4 protein-coding genes are annotated in these 4,839 nt (G+C 30.0%); all 4 read left to right on the top strand.

Annotated features, from left to right (window positions below; translation table 11 throughout):
- Window positions 1-369: 369 nt before the first annotated feature.
- Window positions 370-849, top strand: coding sequence for a CPBP family intramembrane glutamic endopeptidase (locus tag KI369_RS25005; RefSeq protein ID WP_000890576.1), 480 nt, complete (start codon window positions 370-372; stop codon window positions 847-849).
- Window positions 850-1,339: 490 nt separating this feature from the next.
- Window positions 1,340-3,034, top strand: a complete 1,695-nt coding sequence (locus KI369_RS25010) for a helix-turn-helix domain-containing protein (RefSeq protein ID WP_048568097.1) — start codon at window positions 1,340-1,342, stop codon at window positions 3,032-3,034.
- 39 nt (window positions 3,035-3,073) lie between these two features.
- Window positions 3,074-3,922 carry a hypothetical protein gene (locus tag KI369_RS25015; RefSeq protein WP_048568096.1) on the top strand — a complete coding sequence of 283 codons (849 nt, stop codon included), beginning with the start codon at window positions 3,074-3,076 and terminating at the stop codon, window positions 3,920-3,922.
- A 221-nt stretch (window positions 3,923-4,143) separates the two neighbouring features.
- A complete protein-coding gene (locus KI369_RS25020) occupies window positions 4,144-4,797 on the top strand; it encodes a hypothetical protein (protein WP_001003375.1) in 654 nt (217 codons plus the stop codon).
- The last annotated feature ends 42 nt before the right edge of the window (window positions 4,798-4,839 follow it).

Below are 4,839 nucleotides of genomic sequence, written 5' to 3' on the forward strand. Positions count from 1 at the left end.
TGTTTTATAGGAAAGGTACACAAGGTGGGAAAGATGTTGCACGTTTTGTAGAAAGGGTATGCAAGATGGGAAAGATGTTGCATGTTTTGCAGGAAAGGTACGCAAGATGGGAAAGGTGTTGCATGTTTTGCAGGAAAAGTACACAAGTTGAGAAAGATGTCGCATGTTTAACTTATAATTAGTGTAAAACGAATTTTGTAAACTTATAAAAATTAAATGTATTGTTGCTATTACAAATACGAAAGGGAAGAAGATAGAGAATTTATTATTTTGTACTATTTATACTAATTTAATTCTATTACCTTATTGTATTAATGAAAATATAATATATAATTTTATGAATATAAAAAGGTGATAGGAGAAAGATATATGCTGGAAAAATTGAATAGATTTATGTTTGATTTACCTATAATTTGGTTTGTATTACTTATGGTATTGGGATCATTTTTACTTGTGATGCCATTAGATTTATTTTTACCGGCAATAAAACAACATCCAATAAAGGAAGAACCCGCTATTATACAGATTTTAGTAGGAGTATTTGCGGCACCTGTATATGAAACAGTAATTTTTCAGGTGTTTTTATTTTGGGTATTAAGTTGTATTTCTCTTATTAAAGATCGTGATTTTCTTATCATTTTAATAGCATCGATTATATTCGGATTAATTCATTCAGATGGTATTACTTATATAGTCGCTACAGCAATAATTGGAGTATTATATAACTATGCTTATTGGGTATATCAAAAAAAGAATGAAAAAGTAGAAGTTACATTATCTGCTTTTTGGATTGTTGTTTTGATTCACTCACTACATAACTCTATTGCTGTTATAGCATCACAGTTATAAATGTTTTAAAGAATACTTTATACTATTAGTAATGGATTTTAAGTTAATAATTAATGGGAATTGAGTTGTTTATAAAAAAAGAGGCATAGAATGTTTTTCTATGCTTCTTTTTTATGTGAACTTATATTTATTTGTTTACTTTTATTCCACCTTAAATAATGAATTTATTTCAAATCTACTGAACCCTCAAAGCAAACCTTTATAAAAAGGTTTGTTAAATATTATTCCCACTACTCATAATCAATTGCATTTTAATTTTCTTTAATAAGTGTTCATAAAAGTTTCCTGCTTCTGGATAGATACCTTTCTCATGGGCACTTCAGTTTACAAAAAGATATTAATTGTTCATCATATTTTCGTTAGCTAAACAATAGGAATATTCATTGGAATGCTCAATAATAATATATCCTATCGAAACTCTAATTAGAATGGTATGAATGATAAGTAGCAATTGATATAATTGTATTAGAAGCAATTAGGAGGATTATTAGTGGAAAAGTTAAAAGTACTATTTCAAAACACCTTATATATAGCATACCCTCTACTAACTGGAGTTGAGGGAAGTGAAAGAGTGTTAAATAAATGGCAACAATTCTATCAAGATGTAGAAAGAGATCTACAGAGGATATACAACTCAACTTATTCGTCACAGACTTTCGAAAGACTAGTGAAATGGGTTTCTAAAAAGGAAGCTTTAGGATTATCGGCGATAGACATTCTTCCAAAATTAGATAATTATAAGGGAGAAATTTTTGAATGTCTAAAAGATGATTTATATATGGAATTTGGGATTAAATTGCCTGTTGTCGCAAAAGAATTACCTTTAGATACAGAGGCTAAGAGTGATTACATAGAGCGAAGTAATGCAGGGTTTATGTACCATTTATCAGACACTATTGCTAAGAATAAGTTTACAGATGACCAAGATAAGAATGTACGTATTGCTCAATTGCAGGATAAACAAAATAGTCTAGTCGTAGTATCGTCACATGACGATGGTGATATGAAGTTACAAAGGGAAGAGTTAAAAAGATGGAATACCTTGATTGACTCTACTTTTTTAACACGAGTAATGGATGATTTGACGGCAGATTGCCTTGATATTGTAACAGAACTGTGGGTAAAGAGTGCGGAAAATGATAAGACTATTGTGCCTGTACATTATGAACAAATATTAGATATGTGTAATATGAAACAAATCAAAAATGGTAAGGCTTATTATCGAAAAGAAGACAGATTAAAGATTATGGAGCGTTTAGCTGCTCTTGCTAGTATTTTTATTTATGTAAATGAAGATAATGAGATCGTGATATTAAATGAAGAGGATCCAAATGAAACCTTGGCTTATAAAAAGCAAAGAATTAGAAGGTTATTTGTAATGGATGAAATTATCATTGCAAAAGATATTGATACGGATAAAACATTGGGAATAGAGAGTATGAACGTTACACCAGGTAGTTTTTTATCGAAATATCTATATGGTTCTGAAAAACTAACAGGTTTATTATCTAAGAAAGCATTGGAGTATAACAGCAAGCAACAAAGATATCACAAACGATTAACCAGATATCTAAGTTGGCGTTGGCGTATTCAACAATCATATCAACATCTAACACATTCATATAGTATTGGTGGTCCTAAAGGGTTATTACAAGTAATGGAAATCAGTATGAATAGAAAACCAAGCCTTACAAGACAAGTTTTTGAAAAGACGTTAGATGATCTTATGAGGGACCAAGTTATTAAGGAATGGAAGTACTCTCCTGAAATTGATGAAGAGAAATGCAAGGGGAAAAACTGGTTTGAGAATTACTGGCTAAAATTAAAAGTAATTATTTCTCCGACAAATGAACTTGTTAAATTACAACAAGAGTTGATTACTAAGAAAAGTAAGCAGCAGTCACCATTAATTATCGAGATTGAAGAAAAGCCACCTGTAATTGAAGAGAAGCCAATAAGTATACCAAATCAAGAAATACCTAATAGTATTGAGTTCTATATTGAAAAAATGAACACGTATAAAGAGAAGAATAATAAAAGTATTCGTGAGCTAGCGAAAGAAATTGATATTTCGTATTCAACGCTTTCAAGGATGCTATCAGGTAAAAGAAAACGATTAAATGATGACACGAAAAATAAACTGGATAAGTGGATAGAGAGACAAGAGGTAATGAACTTATTATAAAAAGCCTATAAATGGGAAGGGATAAAAGGTGCAAAGAAAATGCTAGAAAGTATAAAGGATATAGGAGTTAGCAATTGGATTGGTTTAGTCTCAATTGTGGTAGCGATTTTTATTGGTGTTAAATCAATAAAGTTTGCTAAAGGTGCACTAGAACATAGTCAAAGGTCACTTATTGTTAATGAGAGCTATAAACCGATAATTAATGATATCAATAATTATCGTAATCTAAAACCATTTTCTTCTCAACCTTTGGATTTTAGTGGGATAAAGGCAGTTAAAAATGGATATATATTTGATGCACTTGAGGAAGATTGGAAACAGAAAATAAATAAAATATTAGAAAAAGAAAATAATATAAATAAAATAAAAAAAAGTTTAGATGGAATAGCATCTAATGCTATATGTGAAGTCATTAATAAATATATAGAAAAAACTGATTACGAGGAAGAAGTAGGAAATATAGAATTTAAGATGAATGGTTCAAAACTTTACGATGTATTAATGAGCAATAATTTGTATTATCTACTAGTACGTTCTCATGTAAAACCTGAAATTTATTGTGAGATTTTGGTTGAACATATTGAATATGATCCAGAGGCTGGTGAAATACCTGTTAAACGCTCAGAGTGTTTACTGCCTATTGAAAAAGCTTTTGAAAAATATATGAATATAGGGTTAGATCCTAATAATGAACTCCCACAATTTGATATCGACAATATAGAAAAACAAATAATGCGAGTTATTAACAATAACCCTAAACATATAGTGATGGAGAATGAGCGTACAGAACTTATTAAAATCTTTAATATATTACAAGATGAAATAAATGAGCGAATTAGAGAGTTGATTATTCCAGGTCATAAAAAGAAAAGAAAGACTTCTATATAACAATTATTGAAAAGATATTAATAATTTAAGACAGAATATATAGCCCTTAGTATAAAAAGGAATCTGGTATCTATTAAGATATCAGATTCTTTTTTATGAAGGTATATACGAGTGGATATAAATTCCAATATAAAATATAATTCAAAATATGATGATATATCATCTGCAATAACGCAAGGTTTACCTCTAGAAGGGGAAATTTAAAGTAGGGAGTAATTAAAATGAATGAAAAAACAAAAGAGACTATTTATGCAATGGCTAAGGGGGCTGCAGGTACTGTACCGGTAGCAGGACCGATGCTTTCAGAACTATTTGGAGTTGCATTTGCAGATCCTGCAAGTAAGAGAAGAACTGAAATTTTGGAAGAAATGGATCGTAGGTTACATGCTCTTGAGCAAAAAGGTTTTAATATAAGTGAACTAGCTGATAATCAAGAGTTCTTAACAGTTGCTATGCAAGCATATTCAATAGCTTTAAAAACACATCAAAAGGATAAAAGAGTAGCATTAATGAATTCAATTTCCAATACGCCTAAATTGGGGATAGAAGAAAATGAAAAGTTAATGTTTTTAAATTATATAGACCAATTTAATGAATGGCATTTGAAAATATTATCATTCCTAAATTCTCCAGAATCTTATTTTACAGCTGAAACAAGACCTAGCCTTTTCTCGGGAGGAAAATCTACAATTTTAGTTTCAGCATTCCCCGAATTAGGAGACAGACGTGACTTTTATGACCAAATCGTCAGAGATTTGAAAAATAGAGATTTAATTGCCTATGACACACTTCATAATACAATGAGTGAAACAGGATTGTGGCAATCAGGTACTACAGAGGTTGGAAAAAGATTTTTAGAGTTCATTTCAGAATAATCTAAGCAAAAGTCTATAACTTAGAAGAATCTGTTTTAATTT

This window comes from Bacillus sanguinis (genome assembly GCF_018332475.1).
GTDB classification, from domain to species: domain Bacteria; phylum Bacillota; class Bacilli; order Bacillales; family Bacillaceae_G; genus Bacillus_A; species Bacillus_A sanguinis.